Below are 21,004 nucleotides of genomic sequence, written 5' to 3' on the forward strand. Positions count from 1 at the left end.
GAAGATGAAGGTCGGGTTGACGGGTGGGATCGGTTCGGGCAAGTCTGCGGTGGCCCGATTGCTCGTCGAGCAAGGGGCGCTGGTCGTCGACGCCGACGCCGTCGCGCGCGAGGTCGTCGCGCCCGGCAGTGCGGGGCTCGCGCAGATCGCCGACCGCTTCGGTGACGGCGTCCTGACGGCGCGGGGCGAGCTGGATCGCGGCGCGCTGGGGGCCATCGTCTTCGCGGACGAGGGCGCGCGGCGCGACCTCGAAGCCATCACGCACCCGCTCATCGCGGCGCGCACGCTCGAGTTGTTCGCCGCGGCGAAACCGGGGCAGGTGCTCGTGCACGACATTCCGTTGCTCGTCGAGCTGGGGCGCGAGGGCGACTACGACGTCGTCATCGTCGTCGATGCGCCCGTCGAGACGCGTCTGCAGCGGCTCGAGGAGCACCGCGGGATGCCGCGTGAGGTCGCCGAGGCGCGCATGCGCAGCCAGGCGAGCGACGAGCAGCGCCGCGCCGTGGCCGACGTGTGGATCGACAACGCGGGGGACGAGGACGCGTTGCGTCGCCGCGTCGACGACGTGTGGCGCACGCGCTTGCAGGGCTGAGAACCGCGGGAGTCCGGGGTTGTCGGTGGGCGGGTCTAGGGTTGCGGCATGCGTCCAGTCACCGATCTGCAGCGTTCTGTCGCACCCATCAAGGTCGAATCCGAGTTCGAGCCCGCCGGCGATCAGCCGAAGGCCATCGCCGAGTTGTCGAAGCGCGTCAAGGCGGGGGAGCAGGACATCGTCCTGCTCGGTGCGACGGGTACCGGAAAGTCGGCGACGACGGCGTGGCTGATCGAGCAGGTGCAGCGCCCGACGCTCGTGCTCGCGCCCAACAAGACGCTCGCGGCGCAGCTCGCCAACGAGTTCCGAGAGTTGTTGCCGCACAACGCCGTCGAGTACTTCGTCAGCTACTACGACTACTACCAGCCCGAGGCGTACGTGCCGCAGACGGACACGTACATCGAGAAGGATTCCTCGATCAACGAGGAGGTCGAGCGGCTGCGTCACTCGGCGACCAACTCGCTGCTGACGCGGCGTGACGTCGTCGTCGTCGCGTCCGTGTCGTGCATCTACGGTCTCGGCACGCCGCAGGAGTATGTCGACCGGATGGCCCGTCTCAAGGTGGGTCAGGAGATCAACCGCGACGAGTTGCTGCGCCGGTTCGTCGAGATGCAGTACACGCGCAACGACCTCGCGTTCACGCGCGGGACGTTCCGCGTGCGCGGCGACACGGTCGAGATCATCCCCGTGTACGAGGAGCTCGCGATCCGTATCGAGTTCTTCGGCGACGAGATCGACCGGCTCTACACGTTGCACCCGTTGACGGGGGAGATCGTCAACGAGGAGTCGGAGATGTACGTCTTCCCGGCGACGCACTACGTCGCCGGGCCCGAGCGCATGGAGCGCGCCATCGCCGGCATCGAGGTCGAGCTGGGCGATCAGCTCAAGCGGTTCGAGGCCGAGGGCAAGATGCTCGAGGCGCAGCGCTTGCGGATGCGGACGACGTACGACATCGAGATGATGCGGCAGGTCGGGTCGTGCGCCGGCATCGAGAACTACAGCCGTCACATGGACGGTCGTGGCCCCGGTACCGCGCCGAACACGCTGCTCGACTACTTTCCGGAGGATTTCCTCCTCGTCATCGACGAGTCGCACCAGACGGTCCCGCAGATCGGGGCGATGTACGAGGGTGACATGTCGCGCAAGCGCACCCTCGTCGACCATGGTTTCCGTCTGCCGAGCGCGATGGACAACCGGCCGTTGAAGTGGGAGGAGTTCCTCGAGCGCATCGGGCAGACGGTGTACCTCTCGGCGACGCCGGGCGACTACGAGATGAGCAAGAGCGACGGCTACGTCGAGCAGGTCATCCGCCCGACGGGTCTCGTCGATCCCGAGATCGTGCTCAAGCCGACGAAGGGGCAGATCGACGATCTGCTCGGCGAGATCCGCACACGGACGGACAAGAACGAGCGTGTCCTCGTCACGACCTTGACGAAGAAGATGGCCGAGGATCTCACCGACTATCTGCTCGACAAGGGTGTGCGGGTGCGCTATCTGCACTCGGAGGTCGACACGTTGCGCCGCGTCGAGTTGCTGCGCGAGTTGCGCATGGGTGAGTTCGACGTCCTCGTCGGCATCAACCTGCTCCGTGAGGGTCTCGACCTACCGGAGGTGTCGCTCGTCGCGATCCTCGACGCCGACAAGGAGGGCTTCCTGCGGTCCGCACGAAGCCTGATCCAGACCATCGGTCGCGCTGCGCGAAACGTCTCCGGTCAGGTGCACATGTACGCCGACAAGGTGACGCCGTCGATGCAGGAGGCGATCGACGAGACGTCGCGCCGCCGTGAGCTGCAGATCGCGTACAACACGGAGAAGGGCATCGACCCACAGCCGTTGCGCAAGAAGATCGCGGACATCACCGACATGCTGCAGCGCGAGTCCGCCGACACGGACGCACTGCTCGGTTCCGGCCGTTCGATGTCGCGTGGTAAGGGTCGCGGCGGCAGCGGTGCGGCGAGTGCCGACGCGAACGTCGCCGCGGGCGCGAAGCGCGAGGCGAGCAGCGCCGCCGACCTCGCGGGCCTCATCCAGGAGTTGCAGGCCCAGATGAGTGAGGCGGCCTCCGAGCTGCAGTTCGAACTCGCAGCGCGTCTGCGCGACGAATTACGTGACCTCAAGAAAGAACTGCGCCAGATGACGGAGGCGCAGAAGTAGCGCCCTGATGGCGTCCGCGGCGCCGGGTGGGATCTCGGCGCCGCGTGGTCATCGCCCCTTGTTGCGAGGATGGTTGCGGGCCTGACGCTCATTGCCGCGGCGATAGTTGCCGGTGAGGCGCGCCATGATCTCCTGAGCGTCACCGTCCTCGACGTCTTCCAAGAAGTCCGCAGCACGCGCGCCCCTAAGAGTCGTCGCTGTGCGTCCGTGATGAGTGATGACAACGACGCCATCACGTTCGAGAAAGGCGAAGCCAGCAGGTTGGGGCATGCTCGACACGCTATGGGCGAGGCAGCCGACCGGCAAGCGAAATACGGTCACGCCACGCCGGGGCTGATGTCATTCGATCGCCCGGATGAGCCTGACGAGGTCCTGACACCCCGCATGATCGGCCATGGCCAACCGGGGCAGTTCGCTCTCGGCGAACCAGCCGATGTCGTCGTGCTCGTCGGGCGCGATGTTGCGGGGGTTCCCTACCCAGCGCGTCGCGAAGAACGCATGCTTCAACAGGGCTGGATCCTTGCAGGCCATCGGAAATCGCTCTGGATCGATCACCGTCACTCCGAGCTCTTCGACGCACTCGCGACGGGCAGCGCACTCGGCGGACTCGCCGGGTTCGACGTGTCCCCCGGGCAGGTCCCACAGGTCCGGATAATTCATCCGGTTCGGGTGGCGGTGAGCGAGTAGCACCCTCGCGTCCCGAACGAGTGCCACGACGGCAATGTGCGTGGGCAGCGTCGCTGAGGCCATGGGATGAGTCAACCACCAGTCGCCTGTACCTCGTCTGCCGTCAGGCGGTAGACCAAGCGGGTGCAAACCAGCGCCGCCTGATCGCAGGGTTGCACGCGGCGGGTGCTCTTGTGATTCGTGATGCAGCCCTGGCGCGGAGGAAGGGCCGGCCAGTGGGTTCACTCACTATCCCTTTGACCCTACCAAGATTCGAACATGTGTACTAAACTAGTGGCATGGATCAAACGCTGGCAGTGACGGCCGAGACGGTCGCCGCCATGCCGTCCACCGAGCTGGTGGGCGCATGGGTTCTGCTGACGCGCGCGATCGCAGAGCAGGCGCTGGCCGACCCGGAGACATTGGCGCCCTGCTCGGGCGACGCGTTGCCGCGAACCTTCGATGAGCGCCACACGCGCACGTTCACGCTCCAAGCACAACTGGAAGACATCGCCGTTGCTGCGCAGGAGGTGACGAGGGCCGCCGACGCGGTGCTTCACGCCGTCGCCGTCGAACACGAAGACACGGTCGCCCAGCGTGCTCACCTCGACGAGGAGAACTATGGGCTCTGCGAACGCCCTCCGACCGCAGGCGAATTCGCGGGGGATGATCTCGGGAACGCCCTCGGGTGTTCGAGCGCCACCGCGTCGCGCCTCGCTGTCGACGGACGCATGCTCCGCGACCGCGCGCCCGCTCTGCACGAACTGACGCTGCGGGGAGCCTGCCGCACCATGGTGGCCGCCACGCTGGCGCGTGAGATGGCGCACCTCGACGACGAGTTGGCTGCAGAGGTGCTCACGGATCTCGTGAGCGGGGGAGCACACCACCTCAGCGTCGACGGTGCCCGCTCCCGGGCGCGCAAACTGCTGCACGACAGGCGGCTGGCGCAGACCGAGGCCGACACCGTCGACCCCCGTCGTGAGCACGGGCTATGGTTCACGCCCCACCTCGATTTCGACACCCTCACCGAGGTGCGTCTGATCATGGCCACCGAGGACGCTGCCCGTCTCCGCGCCGCGATCGAAGCGCACGCTCAGACGCTCAACGACCATGCGCCAGATCCACGTGACGAACTCGCGCGGTGGCGCGCCGCGAGCCACGTCAGTGTGGCAGGGAGTGGCACCGAACCCCTCGGCGCCGTTCGCGTCGACGCACTGCTCGACCTTGTCTTCGCGAACTCAACGGTCAACACCGTCATGCACCTCAAGGTGCCCGTCCACGCGAGCTCACCAGCGCCTTCCGACCGGCGGTTCGGAACGCTGGAGCCCCCTGCGTCGCTCGCCTCCGTCCCCAACTGCGGTCTCGACGAGGGCGGTCTTGATGAGGACGGTCTTAGTCGGCCCCGTCAGCACGCTGAGGCCGGGCCGATCGGCGTCATCACGCGACCCCCGGACACATTGGGCGCGGCCCACATCCCCGGCCTGGGCCACGTCGACGCGGCAGCCGTTCGCCTCGTCGCGGCGCTCGTCGACACCACGTTCACGATCGACCTCGTTGACGGTGCGTGGACGACGCTCGCGAGTTGCTCGACGACGTATCGTCCCGGCGCGCGAGTGGCGCGGCTTGTCCGTGAGCGTGACGTGCACTGCCGCTTCCCGCACTGCACCCGGGTCTCGACGAACTGCGACCTCGACCACGTCGTCCCGCACGCCGACGGTGGGCCGACGAGCGTCGGCAACCTGCAGGCCCTGTGCCGCCACCATCACCGCGCCAAGACCTTCGGCGGCTATGCCGTGACCATGACGCCAGACGGAGTTTGCACGTGGGAGTCACCGACCGGCCGCCGCTGGACGACTCTCCCGAGCGGGGAGACGGTCGCGACCACGCTCGCTCCCGCGAGCTGAGCTGTTGGCAGGCACGCTCCATCGGCCGGCACTCAGGCCGTCTCAGTAGAATCGCCGCATGTCTCGAATCTTCAAGATCTTCGCGTTCGCCGAAGCTGTTTCCTGGGGTCTGCTTCTCATCGGCATGTTCTTCAAGTGGGTGCTCAAGACCACTGAGGTCGGAGTGCAGATCGCCGGGCCCATCCACGGCGTCATGTTCATCGGGTACGTCCTGTGCGCGCTCAAGCTGTGGCAGGAGAAGAGCTGGCCGAACAAGACGATCGGCATCGGCCTGCTCTGCGCCGTGATCCCGTTCGCGACGATCTGGTTCGAGAAGCGCGCCGAAGCGCGTGGCGAACTCGGCGACGAACCGCGTCAGAAGCCCCTCGCCGGCTGACGATCCCCCTGCACGTGCGACCGGCGGGGCCGCGAACCGCGAGGGTTCGCAGCCCCGCCGCTCGTTCGTCATGACACGCCAGTCGACGAGACGCACCGACGACGCCGGCCCCTGCCTGCGCGTCACTCAGCCGCGGCTGCGATACGAGACATCGCCGGCGCTCAAGGCACCAGAGGTGTTCGCGCACCTGGTCGAGGCATGACCATCCGGTTGGTCACCGCGGCGCGCCGCAGACCCGCGTCGTCGTCGGCGCTCAAGTCGCCAGGCCTGCCCGCGCCACGCATCCAGGTGCGGTCATTCACGCAAAGACCGCATCGTGCAGGCAAGGGCGGCGATGATGTCGGGCGCCCAGGTCGCCAGGCCTGCCCACGCCACGCATCCAGGTGCGGTGGTCACGCAACGACCGCATCGTGCAGTCAGGGGACCATGCAGTCAAGGGCGACGATGATGTCGGGCGCTCAGCTCACCAACCGCGTTCGCGCCACTCGTCGAGGTGCGGGCGTTCGACAGACAGACGCGTGTCGTCGCCGTGGCCCGGGTGAACGTCGGCATCGTCGAAACGCCCGAAGATGCGATCGCGAACCATGGTGAACAGCTCGTCGAACGACTGCTCATCGGAATGCGTCGTCGCGCCGACGCCGCCAGGAAACAGCGTGTCGCCCGTCCACAGCTGAGGCAGAGCGTCGCTGCCGGCGGGTGGCGTCCACGACAACACGACGCTGCCGGGGGTGTGGCCTGGCACGTGGTGCGCGACGAGCGTCTGCGCGCCGAACTGAATCGTGTCACCGTCACTCAGCGTCCGCGCGGGCGCGACCGGGAGGTGCGGTCCGTCCTCGAGACCGGCGAGCGTCGCGTCAGCACGCTCGGCGAGCTCGGGCAGGGCGCGGTGATGATCCCAGTGCTTGTGGGTCGTCACGACGGCATCGAGACGATCGACGCACGCCTCGTCGAGCATCGCCGTGATGGCTCCGGCATCTGCCGCAGCGTCGATGAGCACCGCCGCACCACCCGTCTCGGGCGTCGCATCACGCAGCAGATACACGTTGTTGTGCATGTCGGAAACTGACAGCTTCCACATCGTCAGCCCCGGCAGGTCGAGTCGTGACGGCGCGTCGCCCGGTTTCACATCGGAGAGGTAAGCACTCATGCCTCTACCATCTCACCCACCCAGCCACCGGTGCCACAGGTACCGGCGCCGGGTGGCCCGGGCACGCCGCGCGCAGGGGCGGCCCGGGCCCGTGACAGCGCGAGCGTGCAGCCGATGCCGCGTCATCAGTGTCGTCGCTCTGGGCCGCCGGGGCAGGAAACCCCGCTACCACCGCGTCAGACGTTCGCCCCGCGCGCAGCGACCTGCGCCTCATGCAGGTCGTAGCCAGCGCCGATGAGAGTGAGGTGACTGAAGGCCTGCGGGTAGTTGCCGACCTGGGTCATCTCCTCGGGGTCGTACTCCTCGGCGAGCAGTCCGACGTCGTTCGGCAGGTCGCACAACCGGTCGAACAGCTCCTCGGCCTTGTCGAGCTCACCGATCTTCGCGTACGCGGAGACGAGCCAGAACGAGCAGGCGAGGAACGGGTGCTCATCTCCGGCGAGGCCGTCGACGCCCGATTCGGTGCGGTAGCGCAGGAGGAAACCGCCGCGCATGAGGTCGTTCTCGATGGCCCGCACCGTGCCGATGACGCGAGGATCGTCGGCGGGCAGGAACCCGACGGCCGGGATGAGCAGCAGCGACGCGTCGACCTCGGTCGTGTTGTAGTGCTGCGTGAACGTGTTCTTCTGCACGTTGAAACCCTTCGTGAGGATCTCCTCACGCACGAGCTCGCGCACCTCGCGCCACCGCTCGACGTCGCCCGGGTGGCCGTGCTTCTCGACGGCGGAGATCGCCGCGTTGAACGCAGCCCACACCATGACGCGCGAGTGCGTGAAGTGCTGCAGCGGCCCGCGGATCTCCCATAAACCGTTGTCCGGCTCGTCCCAGTGCTCGGCGAGCTGGTTGACTAGCGCGGCCTGGATCGCCCAGGTCTGCTCGTTCTCGTACCCACCCTTGGCGCGCGCGTGCTCAAAGGCGATCATGACCTCGCCGAGGACGTCCGTCTGCTTCTGGTCGACGGCGCCGTTGCCGACACGCACCGGCCGCGAATCCGCGTACCCGGGCAGATGGTCGAGTTCACGCTCGGGCAGCTCGCGCCCACCGTCGATCGTGTACATGATCTGCATGTCCTCGGGATCACCGGCGAGGGCACGCACGAGCCACTCGCGCCACTTGATCGTCGCGTCGACGTAGCCGGCGCGCAGCAGCGACTCGAGACCTAGCGAGGCGTCGCGCAGCCAGCAGTAGCGGTAATCCCAGTTGCGTTCACCACCGAAGTCCTCCGGCAGCGACGTCGTCGGCGCCGCGACGATGCCGCCGCGGCGGCTGTCCGTCAGCAGGTTGAGCACGAGCAGGCTGCGACGCACGACGTCGGCGTGCGGCCCGTCGTAGGTGCAGTGGCCGATCCAGTCGTTCCAGCGCCCCAGCGTCGACGCGATGCGCTTGTCGGTGTCGAGCGGGATCGGGATCGGCTTGTAGCTCGGCACCCACGTCATGCTGAAGTCGAGCGCCTCACCGGCGGAGACGTCGAACAGGTCACGGTGACGCCCCTCGTTGCCGACGGGCAGCCGGTCGCCGCGGAAGATGAGCATGTCGGGGCCGGCGATCGCGACGAGCACCTCCTCGTCCTGCACGTGCCCCGGGTGGTGGCTCACCCACGGCTTCACCTTGCCGTAGTTGAGGCGGACGACCCACTCCTGCTCCAACGTCACGGTACCCTCGAGGCCCTCGACGCGACGCAGGACGTCTGCGCGGCCGTCGCTGACGGGCATGAGATCGGTGACCTTCACCTTGCCGGTCGCCGTCTCGTGGATCGTCTCGAGGATGAAACTGTCCTCGCGGTACGCCCGCGTCGTCGTGGCCTCCTCGGCGGGCCCGAGCAGCCAGCGTCCGTGATCCGGCGTGCCGAGCAGCGCCGTGAAGCAGCTCGACGAGTCGAAGCGGGGCAGGCACAACCAGTCGATGGACCCCCGGAGGCTGACGAGCGCCGCCGTCTCGGTGTCACCGATGATGGCGTAGTCCTCGATCGGGGTGGTGTTGACCTCGGAAGGGGTGAAATCCACAGACATGCGCCCCAGACTAATCGGACCGGCGCCATGGCCTGATCCGTCGTCGTGGGCGTGTCCCGGGTGCCCACAGGGGTGGGTTTCCCCGCGCCGTTCGGGGGTTGTCGGTGCGCGCACCTAGCATGGGGGACGTGCCGAAGATTCCAAGCAGCAGCAACGCCGTGGCCCCACGTCGCGGCCACGATCACCTTCTCGTGCGCGGCGCACGGGAGCACAACCTCAAGAACGTCTCGATCGAGATCCCGCGTGACGCGCTCGTCGTGTTCACCGGGCTGTCCGGCTCGGGCAAGTCGTCCCTCGCGTTCGACACGATCTTCGCCGAGGGCCAGCGCCGCTACGTCGAATCCCTGTCGGCGTACGCGCGTCAGTTCCTCGGTCAGATGGACAAGCCGGACGTCGACTTCATCGAAGGCCTCAGCCCCGCCGTCTCCATCGATCAGAAGAGCACGAACCGCAATCCGCGCTCGACGGTGGGCACGATCACGGAGGTCTACGACTACTTCCGTCTGCTCTTCGCCCGCGCCGGTCGCCCGCACTGCCCCGTCTGCGGCGCGCCGGTCGGCAGCCAGACGCCGCAGCAGATCGTCGACTCGATCCAGGAGCTACCGTCTGGCACCCGCTTCCAGGTGCTTGCACCCGTCGTGCGCGCCCGCAAGGGCGAGTACGTCGACCTGTTCGCCGAACTGCAGACGAAGGGCTTCTCCCGTGCCCGTGTCGACGGTGAGACGGTGACGCTGAGCGAACCGCCGACGCTGGAGAAGCAGAAGAAGCACACGATCGACGTCGTCGTCGACCGTCTCGTCGCGAAGGGGCCGGACGACCTCAGCGGCCGCCAGCGCCTCACCGACTCGGTCGAGACGGCCCTCGGCCTCGCGGACGGCCTCGTCGTCATCGAACGCGTCGTGCGCGAGGGCGCCGAGGACGAGCACGACGAGCTGCCGCTCGAGCGCCGTTACTCGGAGAAGCTCGCCTGCCCGAACGACCACGCGCTGTCGATGGACGCGATCGAGCCGCGTTCGTTCTCGTTCAACAGCCCGTTCGGTGCCTGCCCGGCCTGCACCGGTCTCGGCACCGAGCTGCGTGTCGACCCCGACCTCATCATCCCCGACGAGGACAAGACGCTGCGCGAGGGCGCGATCCTGCCGTGGGCGCAGGGCAGCGGTGCCGCCGACTATTTCGTCCGCGTCATGGGCGCGCTCGGCAAGGAGAGCGGGTTCGACCTCGACACCCCGTGGCGCGACCTGCCGGCCAAGGCGAAGACGATGCTGCTCGAGGGCAAGAACCACAAGGTTCACGTCACCTACCGCAACCGTTTCGGGCGTGAGCGCTCCTATTCGACGGGCTTCGAGGGCGTCATCCCGTTCGTCAAGCGTCGCCACACGGAGACGGAGTCGGAGTGGAGCCGTGAGCGCTACGAGGGCTACATGCGCGAGGTGCCATGCCCGACGTGCAACGGCGCACGCCTCAAGCCCGAGTCGCTGTCGGTGACGATCGGCGGCAAGTCGATCGCCGAGGTGTGCGCGCTGCCGATCTCGGAGTCCGCGCACTTCCTCGACGACGTCGACTTCACCTCGCGCGAGCGGCAGATCGCCGAGCGCGTCATCAAGGAGATCGCGGCGCGTCTCGGCTTCCTGCTCGACGTCGGCCTCGACTACCTCTCGCTCGACCGGCCCGCCGGCACGCTGTCGGGTGGTGAGGCGCAGCGCATCCGCCTCGCGACGCAGATCGGCTCGGGTCTCGTCGGCGTGCTCTACGTCCTCGACGAGCCGTCGATCGGTCTTCACCAACGCGACAACCACCGCCTCATCGAGACGCTGACGCGCCTGCGCGACCTCGGCAACACGCTCATCGTCGTCGAGCACGACGAGGACACGATCGCGACGGCCGACTGGATCGTCGACATCGGGCCCGGTGCCGGTGAGCACGGGGGAGAGGTCGTCTACTCCGGCCCGGTCAAGGGCTTGCTCGCGGAGAAGAAGTCCGTCACCGGCGGTTACCTCAGCGGCCGATTGTCCATCCCGGTGCCGCAGACGCGTCGCGGTCAGGACGGTCGCCGCCTCGTCGTCGAGGGAGCGCGTGAGCACACGCTCAAGGACATCGACGTCGCGTTCCCGCTGGGCAACCTCGTCGTCGTCTCCGGCGTGTCGGGGTCGGGCAAATCGACGCTCGTCAACGACATCCTCTACACGACGCTCGCGAACGACCTCAACAGCGCCCGCCAGGTCGCCGGGCGCCACAAGCGCGTCACCGGCACCGAACTGCTCGACAAGGTCGTCCACGTCGACCAGAGCCCCATCGGGCGCACGCCGCGGAGCAACCCGGCCACCTACACGGGCGTGTTCGACGCCATCCGCAAGCTCTTCGCAGAGACACAGGAGGCGAAGATCCGCGGCTACCAGCCGGGGCGCTTCTCCTTCAACGTCAAGGGCGGACGCTGCGAGGCATGTTCGGGTGACGGCACGCTGAAGATCGAGATGAACTTCCTGCCCGACGTGTACGTGCCGTGCGAGGTGTGCCACGGGGCGCGCTACAACCGCGAGACGCTCGAGGTGCACTTCAAGGGCAAGTCGATCGCCGAGGTGCTCGACATGCCGATCGAGGAGGCCGCTGAGTTCTTCGAAGCGGTGCCCGCGATCGCGCGTCACATGCGCACGCTCGTCGACGTCGGTCTCGGCTACGTCCGTCTCGGCCAGCCGGCGCCGACGCTGTCGGGTGGTGAGGCGCAGCGCGTCAAGCTAGCCGCGGAGCTGCAGAAGCGCTCGTCCGGCCGCACGATCTACGTCCTCGACGAGCCGACGACCGGTCTGCACTTCGAGGACATCCGCAAGCTGCTCGAGGTCATCCAGGGCCTCGTCGACAAGGGCAACACGGTCGTCGTCATCGAGCACAACCTCGACGTCATCAAGAGCGCCGACTGGGTCATCGACATGGGCCCCGAGGGTGGTTTCCGCGGCGGTGAGGTCGTCGCCGAGGGCACGCCAGAGCAGATCGCGCAGGTCGAGGCGAGCCACACGGGTCGCTTCCTGCGTCCGCTGCTCGAAGCCGCGGGCGTGACGCCGACGATCGTGGCGCAGAAGCCCGTCATCGACCCGCGCGCGGCGATGAAGAAGACGGCCGCGAAGAAGACGGCGAGCAAGCAGACCGCGGCCGGCAAGACGACCGCAAAGAACACGAGCGCCGCGCCGAGTGCGGCGAAGAAGACGACCCGGAAGAAGGCATGATGAGCGACCTCCAGGCACAGTTCACCCGCCGCAGCGCGATGACCGCGACGATCGCCGTGGCCGGCACCGGCATGCTCGCCGCGTGCGGCGGGGGCGACGACGAGGCCTCGACGAAGTCCGTCGACGCCACGATCGACGCGAGCAAGGTGAGCGTCGGCAGCGGCTTCGTCGACCGCGGCAACTCCATCGTCCTCACTCAGCCGACGAAGGGCACCTTCAAGGCGTTCACGTCCGTGTGCCCGCACCAGGGCTGCCAGGTCGGCGAGGTCACCGACAAGGCGATCGTCTGCCCCTGCCACGGCAGCCGCTTCGACCCGATGACGGGCGCCGTGCTCGCCGGCCCCGCGGACAAGCCGCTCGCCGAGAAGAAGGTCGAGGTCAAGGGCAGCCAGCTGCACGTGACCGGCTGATGGCAGACCCCCGCACCTACCGCCCCAAGACGGGCGACATCCCGACCGAACCCGGCGTCTACCGCTTCCGCGACCGCGACGGGCGCGTCATCTATGTCGGCAAGGCGAAGAACCTGCGCTCGCGCCTGAGCAACTACTTCCAGGATCTGCGGCTGCTGCACCCGCGCACGCGGACGATGGTGACGACGGCCGCCTCGGTGGAGTGGACGATCGTGCGCACCGAGGTCGAGGCGTTGCAGCTCGAGTACGCCTGGATCAAGGAGTTCGACCCGCGCTTCAACGTCAAGTACCGCGACGACAAGTCCTACCCCTACCTCGCGGTGACGATGTCCGACGCGGTTCCGCGCGCGCAGGTGATGCGCGGGCGCAAGCGTCCCGGCACTCGCTACTTCGGCCCGTTCACGCACGCGTGGGCGATCCGCGACACGCTCGATCAACTCATGCGCGTGTTCCCGATGCGCACGTGCAGCAACGGGGTCTACCGACGCGCCGAGGCGTCGGGTCGCCCGTGTCTGCTCGGGTACATCGACAAGTGCAGCGCGCCCTGCGTCGGCAAGGTCACCAAGGCCGAGCACCGTGAGATCGCCCAGGATTTCTGCGATTTCATGGCCGGCGATTCCGCGCGCTTCACCCGGGAGATCGAGCGACGCATGAAGGCTGCCGCCGCCGACCTCGACTTCGAACAAGCGGCGCGCTTGCGCGACGACCTCGGTGCCCTGGAGAAAGTGCTGCAGAAGTCGGCCGTCGTGTTCGACGACGCGACGGATGCCGACGTCTTCGGCGTCGCCGAGGACGACCTCGAGGCAGCCGTCCAGGTCTTCCACGTGCGCGGCGGCCGCATCCGGGGTCAGCGCGGCTGGGTCACCGACAAGGGCAGCGACGCCGGCGTCAACACCGCCGACCTCGTCGAGGCCATGCTGCTCGAGGTCTACGGCGACCTTCAGGGGCGCGACGACGTCCCGCGCGAGGTGCTCGTGCCGTCGCTGCCGCCCGATGTCGAGACGGTCAGCTCGTGGCTGCGCGAACGCCGCGGCAGCAACGTCGACGTCCGCGTGCCGCAGCGCGGCGACAAGCGCGAGCTCGCCGCGACGGTCGCGAAGAACGCCGAGCACGCGCTCGCGCGCCACAAGGTGAGCCGCGCGTCCGACCTGACGGCCCGCTCGCAGGCCCTCGAGGAGTTGCAGGAGAACCTCGGGCTGCCCGAGGCGCCGCTGCGCATCGAGTGCTTCGACATCTCGCACGTGCAGGGCACGAACGTCGTCGGTTCGATGGTCGTGTTCGAGGACGGTCTGCCCCGCAAGTCGGAGTACCGCCGCTTCATCGTCAACGGCATCGAGGGCGAGGATGGCACGCTGCGCAACGACGACGTCGCCGCGATGCACGAGGTGCTGACGCGGCGTTTCGCCCGGCTCGCGAAGGAGAGCGCCGACCTCGCGCCCGCGACGACCGGCGAGATCCCGGCGGACGCGGCGACCGCAGGCCCCTCCCTGCGTGACGAGAACGGCCGCATCAAGCGCTTCGCCTACCGTCCGCAGTTGCTCGTCGTCGACGGCGGACGCCCGCAGGTCGACGCCGCCGCGCGGGCCCTCGCCGACGTCGGGTTCGACGACATCCCCGTCGTCGGGCTCGCGAAGCGTCTCGAGGAGGTGTGGCTCGTCGACGACGACTACCCCGTCATCCTGCCGCGCACGAGCGAGGCCTTGTACCTGCTGCAGCGCGTGCGCGACGAGGCGCACCGCTTCGCGATCACCTTCCATCGTGAGCGACGCTCGAAGTCGATGACGACGTCCGCGCTCGACGGCATCGCCGGGCTCGGCCCTGCCAAGCAGAAGGCGCTGCTCGCGCACTTCGGCTCGCTCAAGCGCATCCGCGCGGCGGACGCCGACGCGCTGTGCGAGGTCAAGGGCATCGGTCCGACGCTCGCCGAGACCATCGTGCGTTCGCTCGGGCAGGAGCAGGGCGAGCCAGCGGTTAACGTGATGACCGGAGAGATCGTCGAATGAACGAGCGAGAGGCAGCCATGTCACACCCACCGCGCGCGGAGTTGATGATCGTCACCGGCATGAGCGGCGCCGGCCGCTCGACGGCCGCGAACGTGCTCGAGGATCAGGGCTGGTACGTCGTCGACAACCTGCCGCCTCAGCTGCTGCCCGACCTCGCCGGGCTCGTCGACGCGAGCGCGGAGGACGTCCCGCGCCTCGCCGCCGTCGTCGACGTGCGCAGCCGCGCGTTCTTCACCGACTTCCGCGCGGGCCTCGAACGTCTGCGTGACGACGGCTGGCGCCCGTCGGTCGTGTTCATGGACGCGACCGACGGGGCGCTCGTGCGCCGGTTCGAGTCGGTGCGCCGACCGCACCCGTTGCAGGGCGAGGGGCGCATGCTCGACGGCATCATCCGCGAACGTGAGATCTTGCGCGACCTGCGCTCGAACGCCGACATCCTCATCGACACGAGCGGTCTCAACGTCCACCAACTGTCGGCGAAGGTGCACGAGCTCGTCGGCGACACGGGCGGGCCGGCGTTGCGCGTCGCCGTCATGAGCTTCGGGTTCAAGTACGGCATCCCGCTCGACGCCGACCTCGTCTTCGACATGCGTTTCTTGCCGAACCCGTTCTGGAACCCGGAGCTGCGCCCGTTCAGCGGAAAGGACGAGGTCGTGCGTGATTTCGTCCTCGGTCAGCCGGGCGCCCGTGAGTTCCTCGACGGCGTCCTCGCGCTGCTCGAACCGATGACGCAGGGCTACCTGCGCGAGGGGCGCAGCTACGTCACGCTCGCCGTCGGCTGCACCGGCGGCAAGCACCGCAGTGTCGCGATGGCCGAGGAACTGGCGAAGCGCCTCGCCTCCGATCAGGTCGGGACCCTCGTCGTCCACCGTGATCTGGGGCGGGAGTGAAGCGCCCCGCGGTCGCGGCCCTCGGTGGGGGGCATGGCCTGTTCGCCTCGCTGGAGGCCCTGCGTCTCGTGACGGACAAGATCACCGCCATCGTCACCGTCGCCGACGACGGGGGCTCTTCGGGGCGCCTGCGCGAGGAGTACGACATCCTCCCGCCCGGCGACCTGCGCATGGCGCTGGCCGCTTTGTGCGACAACTCGCAGTGGGGCATCGCCTGGCGTGATGCGCTGCAGCATCGCTTCCCCGGCGAGGGCCCGCTCGGCGGGCACGCCCTCGGCAACCTGCTCATCGCGGGGCTGTGGGATTCGCTGGGAGACCCGATCCAGGGTCTCGACATGGTCGGGCGCCTGCTCAGCGCGCGCGGGCGCGTCCTGCCCATGTCGTTGCAGCCGTTGCGCATAGACGCCAAAGTCCGCGGCGCCGACCCCGCAGATCCGGACGGGGTGCGCGAGGTCTCCGGCCAGGTCGCGGTCGCGCAGACGCCGGGCACCGTGCTCAACCTGCGCCTGTTCCCCGACCCGCCGCAGCCGTGCCGCGAGGCGATCGACGCGGTGCTCGACGCCGACTGGGTCATCCTCGGGCCGGGCTCGTGGTTCACCTCCGTCATGCCGCACCTGCTCGTGCCCGACCTGCTCGACGCGCTCGTGCAGACGAAGGCGAAGCGGATGCTGACGCTCAACGTACAGATGGACACGGGCGAGACCTCCGGTTTCTCGGCCAGCGATCACCTCGAGGTGCTCGCGGCCCATGCTCCGGCCCTTCACCTCGACGCGATCCTCGCCGACCCGGGCGTCGTCGGTGATGACGCCCGCGCCCGCGAGGCGCTCGAGTCGTCGGCGGCCGCGTTGGGCGCGAGCGTCGTCTACAAGCCGGTCGCCGACCAGGAGAGCGCCGGCGTCCACGACACCCTGCGCCTCGCGACGGCGTACCGCGACGTCATGGAATCGGCCGCCCGCGCCCAGGCGCGGCGTCGCGCGTGATCACCCGTTTGGGCCGGGTGCCGCGCGTTCGGCACAATAGATCCTTCGTCCCGCAGGGCGATCGACGAGGAAGGTGCACGACGACATGGCGATGACGGCAGCGGTCAAGGACGAGCTGGCCCGGGTGGTGGTGACGCCGCAGCAGACCCGCAAGTCCGAGGTCGCGGCCATGCTGCGCTTCGCCGGCGGGCTGCACCTCGTCGCCGGGCGGGTCGTCGTCGAGGCGGAGCTCGACACCGGCGTCGCCGCGCGTCGTCTGCGGACGAACATCACGCAGCTCTACGGTCACACGAGCGAGCTCGCCGTCATGAGTGCCGGCGGCATCCGTCGTCAGACGACGTACCTCGTGCGCGTCGCCAAGCCCGAGCTCGCCGTGCAGACCGGCCTCGTCGATGCGAAGGGCCGCCCGGTGCGCGGGCTGCCGCCGAAGATCGTCAACGGCACCCTCGACGACGCCGCCGCCGCGTGGCGCGGCGCGTTCATCGCCCACGGGTCGCTCACCGAGCCGGGCCGTTCGTCGTCGCTGGAGATCACCTGTCCCGGTTCCGAAGTCGCCCTCGCCCTCGTCGGCGCGGCGCGCCGGCTGGGTGTGCCCGCAAAGGCGCGTGAGGTGCGCGGCGTCGACCGCGTCGTCATCCGTGACGGCGAGGCGATCGGCGCGATGCTCACCCACATGGGCGCCGAGGACGCGCGCCTCGTGTGGGAGGAGCGCCGCATGCGCCGTGAGGTGAGGGCCACCGCGAACCGTCTCGCGAACTTCGACGACGCCAACCTGCGCCGTTCGGCGCGCGCTGCCGTCGCCGCGGGCAGCCGCGTCGCGCGGGCGATGGAGATCCTCGGCGAGGACGTACCCGATCATCTTCGTCAGGCCGGTGAGTTGCGCATCGAGCACAAGGAGGCGAGCCTCGAGGAGCTCGGCGCCCTGGCCGACCCACCGATGACGAAGGACGCCGTCGCCGGACGCATCCGCCGGCTGCTCGCGATGGCCGACAAGCGCGCCGCCGATCAGGGCATCCCCGGCACCGACGCGAACCTCACGCCCGACATGCTCGAGGACGACTGACCCTGCCGCGCCCCGGTCAGCGGCCTGACTGACCGGTAACCTGCCCCGCGGTGCCCCGCGGCCCGCCTGCGTGTCATAGGGTGGAGGTGTTGAAAGACCTCGCGCCTTTCTGGGCGCGTGAGCACTCGATTCCTAGGGAAGGGCAGGGTCCTCAAGTGACCGTCCGCGTTGGTATCAATGGCTTTGGCCGCATCGGCCGCAACTTCTTCCGGGCCGTGAAGGCCTCGGGCGCAGACGTCGAGATCGTGGCGGTGAACGATCTCACCGACAACAAGACGCTCGCCAACCTCCTCAAGTACGACTCGATCCTCGGCCGTTTCGACGGCGAGGTCTCCTACGACGAGAACTCCCTCACGGTCGACGGCAAGAAGATCGCCGCGTTCGCCGAGAAGGACCCGGCGAAGCTCGACTGGGCCTCGGTCGGCGCCGACGTCGTCATCGAGTCCACCGGTTTCTTCACGGACGCCGAGAAGGCCAAGGCGCACCTCACCGGTGGCGCGAAGAAGGTCATCATCTCCGCCCCGGCGAAGAACGAGGACATCACGATCGTCATGGGCGTCAACGACGACCAGTACGACGCGTCGAAGCACACGATCATCTCGAACGCCTCGTGCACGACGAACTGCCTCGCCCCGATGGCCAAGGCCCTCAACGACGGCCTCGGCATCGAGCGTGGCCTCATGACGACGATCCACGCCTACACGGGTGACCAGCGTCTGCACGACGCGCCGCACAGCGACCCGCGTCGCGCCCGCGCCGCCGCGATCAACATCGTTCCGACCTCGACGGGTGCCGCCAAGGCCGTCGCGCTGGTGCTGCCGGAGCTCAAGGGCAAGCTCGACGGTTACGCGCTGCGTGTGCCGACCCCCACAGGCTCGGCGACCGACCTGACGTTCGAGGCTCCGCGCGAGACGACCGTCGAAGAGGTCAACGAGATCGTCAAGAAGGCCGCGAGCGAGGGCCCGCTCAAGGGTTACCTGCAGTACACCGAGGACCCGCTGGTCTCGACGGACATCGTCACCGACCCGGCCTCCTGCATCTTCGACTCCGGTCTGACGAAGGTCATCGGCAACCAGGTCAAGGTCGTCGGCTGGTACGACAACGAGTGGGGTTACTCCAACCGCCTCGTCGACCTGACCACGCTCGTCGGCTCCTCCCTCTGATCGGGGTCAGGCGTGAAGTCCATCAGCGATCTGGGTGATCTGCGCGGCAAGACAGTGTTGCTGCGCAGCGACCTCAACGTCCCGCTCGACGGTTCGACGATCACCGACGACGGCCGCATCCGCGCATCGGTCCCGACGATCCAGGAGCTGACGAAGGCCGGCGCTCGCGTCGTCGTCGTCGCGCACCTGGGCCGCCCCAAGGGCGAGCCGGAGGCGAAGTACTCGCTGCAGCCCGTCGTCGCGCGCCTGTCGGAACTGCTCGGTCAGGACGTGGCGTTCGCCACCGACACAGTCGGCGACTCGGCGCGTTCCACGGTTGAATCCCTCGGTGACGGCGACGTCGCCCTGCTCGAGAACCTGCGCTTCAACGTTGGCGAGACGAGCAAGGACGAGGCCGAGCGCAAGCAGTTCGCCGAGCAGCTCGCGTCACTGGCGGACGTGTTCGTCTCCGACGGCTTCGGTGTGGTGCACCGCAAGCAGGCGTCCGTCTACGACGTGGCGCAGCTGCTGCCGTCGGCGATGGGTGGGCTCGTCAAGACCGAGGTCGAGGTGCTGAAGCAGCTCACCGAGAACCCGAAGCGTCCGTACGCCGTGGTCCTCGGTGGCGCGAAGGTCGCCGACAAGCTGGCCGTCATCGAGAACCTCATCCAGACCGCGGATCGGCTGCTCATCGGCGGCGGGATGGTGTTCACCTTCCTCGCGGCCGAGGGGCACGAGGTCGGCAAGAGCCTGCTCGACACCGAGCAGATCGAGACGGTCAAGGGCTACATCGCGAAGGCCAAGGAGCTGGGCGTCGAGATCGTGCTGCCGAGCGACGTTGTCGTCGCGCCGGAGTTCGCGGCCGACAAGGGCCACGAGGTCGTCTCGATCGACGCGATCCCGGCCGACCAGATGGGTCTCGACATCGGCCCGGAGTCGGCGAAGCTGTACGCGAGCAAGCTGACGGACTGCAAGACGGTGTTCTGGAACGGCCCGATGGGCGCGTTCGAGATGGAGCCGTTCGCCGCCGGGACGAAGGCTGTCGCGCAGGCGCTTATCGAGGCCACCGAGAACGGTGCCCTCACCGTCGTCGGTGGTGGCGACTCGGCCGCCGCCGTGCGTCAGCTCGGCTTCTCCGACGATCAGTTCGGGCACATCTCCACCGGTGGTGGGGCGAGCCTCGAATACCTCGAGGGGAAGGAACTGCCGGGCATCTCCGTGCTCGGCTGATCTGACCTCCACAGCTGCGAACCCCGCCTCCGTCGCTTCGGCGGGGGCGGGGTTCGCGGTATCCGATCAACGTGAAAGGGGAAGCCGGCATGGCTTCGACGAAGAACACGCGCACGCCGCTCATGGCGGGCAACTGGAAGATGAACCTCGACCACCTCGCGGGCACTCACCTCGTGCAGAAGCTCGCGTGGGGCCTGGAGGACAAGCGCCACGACTTCGGGGCCGTCGAGGTCGCCATCCTGCCGCCGTTCACTGATCTGCGTTCGGTGCAGACGCTCGTCGACGGCGACAAGCTCAAGCTCGTCTACGGCGCACAGGATCTGTCGCAGCATGACGAGGGCGCGTACACCGGTGAGATCTCGGGCGCATTCCTCGCGAAGCTCGGCTGCACCTACGCGTGCGTCGGTCACAGCGAGCGCCGTCAGTACCACGGTGAGACTGACGAGGTCGTCCGCGCGAAGGTCGAGGCCGCGTACCGTCACGGCCTCACGCCGATCCTGTGCGTCGGTGAGCCGCTCGAGGTCCGTCAGGCGGGCGAGCACGTCGAGCACTGCGTCGCCCAGATGCGCGCCGCCGTCGCCGGTCTCACGCCCGAGCAGGCGTCGACGCTCGTCGTCGCCTACGAGCCCGTATGGGCCATCGGCACCGGCGAGGTCGCGACGCCCGCCGACGCTCAGGAGGTGTGCGCCGCCGTCCGCGTCGCCCTCGCCGACGCGTTCGACCAGGAACTCGCGGACAAGGTCCGCGTTCTCTACGGCGGCTCGGTGAAGCCGGGCAACGTCGCGGAGATCATGGCCGGGGACGACGTGGACGGTGCCCTCGTCGGCGGCGCGTCGCTCGTCGCTGACGACTTCATCGGCATCTGCACCTACCAGAACGCCTGAGGCTCGGGCACGCGGTACGCTGGGGGCTGATTTCGCGCGGGCTCACGCCCGCCCCGTCGTGAGGTGAGATTTCTTCGTGGACATTGTCAAGATCCTGCTGCAGGGCCTGCTCGTGCTGAGCAGCCTGTTTCTCGTGCTGTTGATCCTCATGCACAAGGGCAGCGGCGGCGGTCTGTCCGACATGTTCGGCGGTGGCTCCGGCGCCAACCTCGGCGGCTCCTCCCGCGCTGAGCGCAACCTCAACCGCATCACCGTCGGCGCTGCGACGATCTGGATCCTCGCCATCATCGGCTTGGGGCTCGTCGAACGCTTCAATTGACGGATTCCATTGGTGCC

18 protein-coding genes are annotated in these 21,004 nt (G+C 68.4%); 14 read left to right on the plus strand and 4 right to left on the minus strand.

From position 1 onward, the window contains the following. The first annotated feature begins 4 nt into the window (after window positions 1-4). Both coaE and uvrB read left to right on the plus strand, forming a co-directional pair. On the plus strand, window positions 5-592 hold the full coding sequence (coaE, locus tag ABH936_RS05845; RefSeq protein WP_165583558.1) for a dephospho-CoA kinase: 588 nt from the start codon (window positions 5-7) through the stop codon (window positions 590-592). Between the two features lie 48 nt (window positions 593-640). Continuing rightward, a complete protein-coding gene (gene uvrB / locus ABH936_RS05850) occupies window positions 641-2,746 on the plus strand; it encodes an excinuclease ABC subunit UvrB (RefSeq protein ID WP_074039365.1) in 2,106 nt (701 codons plus the stop codon). A 48-nt stretch (window positions 2,747-2,794) separates the two neighbouring features. Here uvrB and ABH936_RS05855 read toward each other — a convergent pair whose 3' ends face one another. Then, window positions 2,795-3,016, minus strand: coding sequence for a hypothetical protein (locus ABH936_RS05855; protein WP_038570941.1), 222 nt, complete (start codon window positions 3,014-3,016; stop codon window positions 2,795-2,797). 69 nt (window positions 3,017-3,085) lie between these two features. Beyond that, complete coding sequence (locus tag ABH936_RS05860; RefSeq protein WP_404602823.1) at window positions 3,086-3,496, minus strand: NUDIX hydrolase; 411 nt, start codon at window positions 3,494-3,496, stop codon at window positions 3,086-3,088. A gap of 215 nt (window positions 3,497-3,711) precedes the next feature. Between ABH936_RS05860 and ABH936_RS05865 the strand changes: the two genes are divergently transcribed. Together ABH936_RS05865 and ABH936_RS05870 are read left to right on the plus strand one after the other, a co-directional pair. After that, window positions 3,712-5,316, plus strand: a complete 1,605-nt coding sequence (locus ABH936_RS05865; RefSeq protein WP_404602824.1) for an HNH endonuclease — start codon at window positions 3,712-3,714, stop codon at window positions 5,314-5,316. Between the two features lie 58 nt (window positions 5,317-5,374). Beyond that, complete coding sequence (locus ABH936_RS05870; RefSeq protein WP_006945470.1) at window positions 5,375-5,692, plus strand: DUF3817 domain-containing protein; 318 nt, start codon at window positions 5,375-5,377, stop codon at window positions 5,690-5,692. Window positions 5,693-6,155: 463 nt separating this feature from the next. Here the strand turns inward: ABH936_RS05870 and ABH936_RS05875 are convergent, their stop codons facing one another. Beyond that, window positions 6,156-6,839, minus strand: a complete 684-nt coding sequence (locus tag ABH936_RS05875) for an MBL fold metallo-hydrolase (protein WP_074039360.1) — start codon at window positions 6,837-6,839, stop codon at window positions 6,156-6,158. 176 nt (window positions 6,840-7,015) lie between these two features. After that, complete coding sequence (locus ABH936_RS05880) at window positions 7,016-8,848, minus strand: glycoside hydrolase family 15 protein (protein WP_074039359.1); 1,833 nt, start codon at window positions 8,846-8,848, stop codon at window positions 7,016-7,018. A gap of 119 nt (window positions 8,849-8,967) precedes the next feature. On the opposite strand from ABH936_RS05880, the gene uvrA reads away from it, so the two are divergent. From uvrA to secG, 10 genes are all read left to right on the plus strand, one after another. Further along, on the plus strand, window positions 8,968-12,066 hold the full coding sequence (uvrA, locus tag ABH936_RS05885; protein ID WP_404602825.1) for an excinuclease ABC subunit UvrA: 3,099 nt from the start codon (window positions 8,968-8,970) through the stop codon (window positions 12,064-12,066). Further along, complete coding sequence (locus tag ABH936_RS05890) at window positions 12,066-12,476, plus strand: Rieske (2Fe-2S) protein (protein WP_404602826.1); 411 nt, start codon at window positions 12,066-12,068, stop codon at window positions 12,474-12,476. Before uvrA ends, ABH936_RS05890 begins: the two co-directional genes overlap by 1 nt. After that, window positions 12,476-14,479 carry an excinuclease ABC subunit UvrC gene (uvrC, locus tag ABH936_RS05895; protein WP_404602827.1) on the plus strand — a complete coding sequence of 668 codons (2,004 nt, stop codon included), beginning with the start codon at window positions 12,476-12,478 and terminating at the stop codon, window positions 14,477-14,479. The genes ABH936_RS05890 and uvrC overlap by 1 nt, the downstream gene beginning before the upstream one ends. Before the next feature lie 17 nt (window positions 14,480-14,496). Next, complete coding sequence (gene rapZ, locus ABH936_RS05900) at window positions 14,497-15,369, plus strand: RNase adapter RapZ (RefSeq protein ID WP_404602828.1); 873 nt, start codon at window positions 14,497-14,499, stop codon at window positions 15,367-15,369. Next, window positions 15,366-16,349 (plus strand): uridine diphosphate-N-acetylglucosamine-binding protein YvcK, encoded by a 984-nt coding sequence (yvcK, locus tag ABH936_RS05905; protein ID WP_006945440.1) that lies wholly within the window; start codon window positions 15,366-15,368, stop codon window positions 16,347-16,349. The genes rapZ and yvcK overlap by 4 nt, the downstream gene beginning before the upstream one ends. 85 nt (window positions 16,350-16,434) lie before the next feature. Beyond that, window positions 16,435-17,412 carry a DNA-binding protein WhiA gene (gene whiA / locus ABH936_RS05910; protein ID WP_038570925.1) on the plus strand — a complete coding sequence of 326 codons (978 nt, stop codon included), beginning with the start codon at window positions 16,435-16,437 and terminating at the stop codon, window positions 17,410-17,412. A gap of 155 nt (window positions 17,413-17,567) precedes the next feature. Further along, window positions 17,568-18,575 (plus strand): type I glyceraldehyde-3-phosphate dehydrogenase, encoded by a 1,008-nt coding sequence (gene gap / locus ABH936_RS05915; protein WP_165583564.1) that lies wholly within the window; start codon window positions 17,568-17,570, stop codon window positions 18,573-18,575. Window positions 18,576-18,587: 12 nt separating this feature from the next. Then, the gene (locus ABH936_RS05920) at window positions 18,588-19,784 is read left to right on the plus strand and encodes a phosphoglycerate kinase (protein ID WP_165583565.1); all 1,197 of its coding nucleotides are present in this window, start codon (window positions 18,588-18,590) and stop codon (window positions 19,782-19,784) included. An 89-nt stretch (window positions 19,785-19,873) separates the two neighbouring features. Beyond that, the gene (gene tpiA, locus ABH936_RS05925; protein WP_165583566.1) at window positions 19,874-20,668 is read left to right on the plus strand and encodes a triose-phosphate isomerase; all 795 of its coding nucleotides are present in this window, start codon (window positions 19,874-19,876) and stop codon (window positions 20,666-20,668) included. A gap of 76 nt (window positions 20,669-20,744) precedes the next feature. Next, entirely contained in the window at window positions 20,745-20,987 is a 243-nt protein-coding gene (gene secG, locus ABH936_RS05930) for a preprotein translocase subunit SecG (protein WP_006945467.1), read from the plus strand. Window positions 20,988-21,004: the final 17 nt, after the last annotated feature.

This window comes from Dermacoccus sp. GAS27A (assembly GCF_044909235.1).
GTDB classification, from domain to species: Bacteria; Actinomycetota; Actinomycetes; order Actinomycetales; family Dermatophilaceae; genus Dermacoccus; species Dermacoccus nishinomiyaensis.